The following is a 3,936-nucleotide window of genomic DNA, read 5'->3' as shown; positions in this document are numbered from 1 at the left end:
GTCTATTCGCCGACGCCCAAGACATGCTCGACAAGGTCATCGCCGAGCGCTGGGTCACCGCGAGCGGCACGGTCGGCCTGTGGCGCTGCAAGCGCGAGGGCGACGATGTGCAGGTGCTCGGCGGCAACGACTGGACCCGGCTGTCCTTCCTCCGCCAGCAGGTGAAGAAACGCGAAGGCCGCCCCAACATGTGCCTCGCCGACTTCATCGATCCTTCGGAAGAAGACTGGATCGGCGGGTTCGCGGTCGGGATCCACGGGCTCGAGCCGCACCTCGCGCGGTTCAAGGCCGAGAACGACGATTATTCGGACATTTTGTTGAAGGCGCTGTCCGACCGCCTCGCCGAAAGCTTCGCCGAAGTGCTCCACGCCGAGGTGCGCCAGCGGCTGTGGGCCTATGCCGACGAGCATCTTTCAAATGCCGACCTGATCCGCGAAACCTACCAGGGCATCCGCCCCGCGCCAGGCTATCCGGCGTGCCCCGACCACAGTCTCAAGCCCGCGCTGTTCGATTTGCTCGGCGGCGCGCCGGGCGGCGTGTCGCTGACCGAGAACTTCGCGATGCTGCCGACCTCGGCGGTGTCGGGCTTCTACTTCGGCCACCGTGACAGCCAGTATTTCGGCGTCGCCCGCATCGGCCGCGACCAACTCGAGGATTATGCGGCGCGGCGCGGGGTCGAGGTCGAGGCCGCCGAGCGCTGGCTGCGGCCCAACTTGGACTAACCGCTAGTCCACAAACTCCGTTCGCCCTGAGCTTGTCGAAGGGCTGTCTTTCATTTCGCTCGAAGACAGTACAGGGCTTCGACAGGCTCAGCCCGAACGGTTTGATGTGATCCGCTATCTGCTCTGTATTTTGGCACTTCTCGCGCCAGCTTCGGCCGCTGCGCGCGAAAACGCGATCCGCCCCGAGCTCGTCGCCGAAGGCCCCGCGCGGCCCGGCGGCGAGGTCGAGCTGGCGATCGTCATGCGCACCAGGCCGGGCTGGCATGGCTATTGGCAAAACCCCGGCGACGCGGGCCTGCCGATGCGGGTCGACTGGCAACTGCCGCCCGGCGTCAGCATCGGCCCGCTGCGCTACCCCGTGCCGACGCGGCTAACCGTCGCCGGGCTGATGAACTACGTCTACGAGCGCGACTATGCGATCCTGGCGCGCCTCAAGGTGCCGCCCGGCGCAACCGGCCAATTGCGCATCGCCGCCAAAGCCGAATGGCTCGCCTGCACCGACAAAGTGTGCGTGCCCGAGTGCGGCGATTTCGCGCTCAACCTGGCGACCGGCGGGATGGCGACCATGGACACCCGCTTCGACGACTGGCGCCGCGCGCTGCCGCGGCCGCTGGCGACCCCCGCCGCCTTCGCGCTGGCGGGCACCACCCTCAAGGTCGCGATCCCGTTGCCGCGCGATGTCACCGTCGGCGACGCCTATGTCTTCCCGCTCGCCGACGGCCCGGTCGATTACGCCGCCGCGCAAAGCTTCCGCCGCGTCGACGACATGCTGGTCGCCGAGCTCCCGCGCCGCCGCGGCGAGCCAACAGAATTCGCCGCCGTGCTCGCGCTCGGCGACGGGCGCGGGCTCGAGTTCCGCGCGGTCCCCGGCACGGTACCCGACGGCGGCTCCCCGGTCGGCGATCTCGGCCTCAAGATCATCCTCCTCGCGATGCTCGGCGCGCTGACCGGCGGCGTGCTGCTCAACCTGATGCCGTGCGTGTTCCCGATTCTTGCCTTGAAGGCGCTCCACCTCGCGCGCAGCGGCGGCGCGGCAAGCGAGGCGCGGCGCGATGCGCTGGCCTACACCGCCGGCGCGGTGGTCGGCACCGGCGCGCTCGGCGCGGTGCTGCTCGCGATCCGCGCCGGGGGCAGCGCGGCGGGCTGGGCGTTCCAGCTGCAGGACCCGCGCACCACCATCCTGCTGATGCTGCTGAGCGTCGCCATCGCGCTCAACCTGGTCGGGCTGTTCGTGCTCCCCGCGCTGGCCGGCCGCGCCCGCCCGAGCGGCGGGTTCGCGACCGGCGCGCTGGCCGCGTTCGTCGCCACGCCGTGCGCCGGTCCGTTCCTCGGTGCCGCGCTCGGCACGGCGTTGCTGCTGCCAGCGGCGGGGTCGGTGTTGGTGTTCGCCGCGCTCGGCCTCGGCCTCGCGATTCCCTTGCTGCTGGTGGCGTTCGTGCCCGGGATGCGCAGCCGCGTGCCGGCGCCGGGGCGGTGGATGGAGCGGCTCCAGCGCTTCCTCGCGATCCCGATGGCGGCGACCGCGGTCGGCTGCCTGTGGTTGCTCTACCGCCAGGGCGGACGACTTGGATTGGAAGCCGGTATTTTGTCGGCAATCGTGCTGACAATTGCGCTCGGATGGGTTGGGTGGCGTCAACGACGTGGCTTGGGTGTGGGCATCGCCGCAATTCCAATTTCTGCCGGTCTCGTTGCCTCAGCCGTCATCTCGGTCTCGCTTCTCAACGAGGCAAAAAGACATGGTCCAGGAGTTGGGAGTCGTCCCACCGTAGGCACCGCTGCGTGGAGCGAGGATCGCGTCGCCGCGCACCTCGCCAAGAACCGCCCCGTATTCGTTTACTTCACCGCCGACTGGTGCTTGACATGCAAGGTCAACGAGGCGACCGCGATCAACCGCGCCGAAGTCCGCCGCGCACTCGACCAGGCGGGTGTCAAAGTACTCGCCGGCGACTGGACCAACGGCGACCCCGCGATCACCCGCTTCCTCGACAACCGCGCCCGCGCCGGCGTGCCGCTGTACCTGTGGTACGCGCCAAGCAAAGCGCCCGAGGAATTGCCGCAAATCCTGACGCCGGGGATGCTGGTCGAGCGGGCGCGGCAAGAGAGATAGGAGTATCCCTTTCCGTTCGTGTCGAGCGCAGTCGAGACACTCGTTCGAGCGAAGCCGAGAAATCAGCCTCTGCTGCGCTCGGCATGGTCCTCGACTATGCTCGGGACGAACGGCGTGGGGTGGTTACCTCTTCGCCCACACCTTTTTCCCCGCAACCCAAGTCTCGAGCACCTGCGTCCGTCCCAGCTCCTGCGGCGGCACCGTGCTGACATCGCGGTCGACGAGGATGAAGTCGGCCCATTTGCCCCGCTCGAGCGCGCCGATCCTGCCCTCTGCGAAGCTGGCGTAAGCGGCGTCGCGGGTGAATCCCGCCAGCGCCTGCTCGAACAACACCGCGTCCGCCATCCGCCATCCGCCCGGCGGCTGGCCCTTCAAATCCTGCCGCGACACCGCCGCCATCAGGCCCGGAAACGGGTCGGGGCTTTCGACCGGAAAGTCGGAGCCGAACGCGAGCCGCGCGCCGGCCTTGGCGATGGTCGCCCAAGCATAGGCCCCGCCGAGCCGCGCGGGCCCGAGCCGCGCTTCGGCCATGGTGCGGTCGCTCGGCTGGTGGATCGGCTGCATCGAGGCGATGATTCCCGCCGGGGCCAGCCGCGCGATGTCGGCCGGGTCGATCACCTGGACATGCTCGATCCGCCAGCGCGGGTCGTTCTTGACCGTCTTGCCGAGCGTCTCGAACACCGCAATGACTTGGGCGTTGGCGGCGTCGCCGATCGCGTGGATCGCCAGCTGATGCCCGTTGCCCGCCGCCTCGCGCGCCTCGCCGAGCAAGGCCGCATCGTCGATCAGGCTCAGCCCGCGGCTGTCGGGCTTGTCGTGGTAGGGCGCCTTGAGGAACGCCCCGCGCGAGCCGAGCGCGCCGTCGGCGTACAGCTTGACCCCGCCAAGCCATAGCGTGTCGGCGTACAGCCATCCGCTCGGCTTGCCGCCGTTGATCGCGCGCATCGCCGGGATCCCGCCTGCGTAGGCGAGCACGCGCACCTTGAGCGAACCCGCCTGGCCGGCGCGGTTCATCGCCGCCCACTCGTCGGCACTGGTGCCCATGTCGGCGGCGGCCGTCAGCCCGACCGCCAGCATCAGCTCCTGCGCCTTGGCCAGCGCGGCGTC

General features: G+C 69.5%; 3 protein-coding genes. 2 read left to right on the top strand and 1 reads right to left on the bottom strand.

All coding sequences use genetic code 11. The features are described from left to right. Positions 1–722: vitamin B12 dependent-methionine synthase activation domain-containing protein (locus tag RMP08_RS10515; protein ID WP_310468953.1), on the top strand; the 722-nt coding region annotated here is incomplete at its 5' end. A gap of 130 nt (positions 723–852) precedes the next feature. Then, the gene (locus tag RMP08_RS10510) at positions 853–2,829 is read left to right on the top strand and encodes a protein-disulfide reductase DsbD domain-containing protein (RefSeq protein ID WP_310468952.1); all 1,977 of its coding nucleotides are present in this window, start codon (positions 853–855) and stop codon (positions 2,827–2,829) included. A 123-nt stretch (positions 2,830–2,952) separates the two neighbouring features. Here RMP08_RS10510 and RMP08_RS10505 read toward each other — a convergent pair. Then, the coding region (locus tag RMP08_RS10505; protein ID WP_310468951.1) for an amidohydrolase family protein at positions 2,953–3,936 on the bottom strand (984 nt) is incomplete at its 5' end.

Origin of the sequence: Sphingomonas sp. (genome assembly GCF_031426035.1) — a bacterium.
In the GTDB taxonomy this organism is placed as follows: domain Bacteria; phylum Pseudomonadota; class Alphaproteobacteria; order Sphingomonadales; family Sphingomonadaceae; genus Sphingomicrobium.
This window is presented reverse-complemented; position numbering and strand designations above follow the sequence as displayed.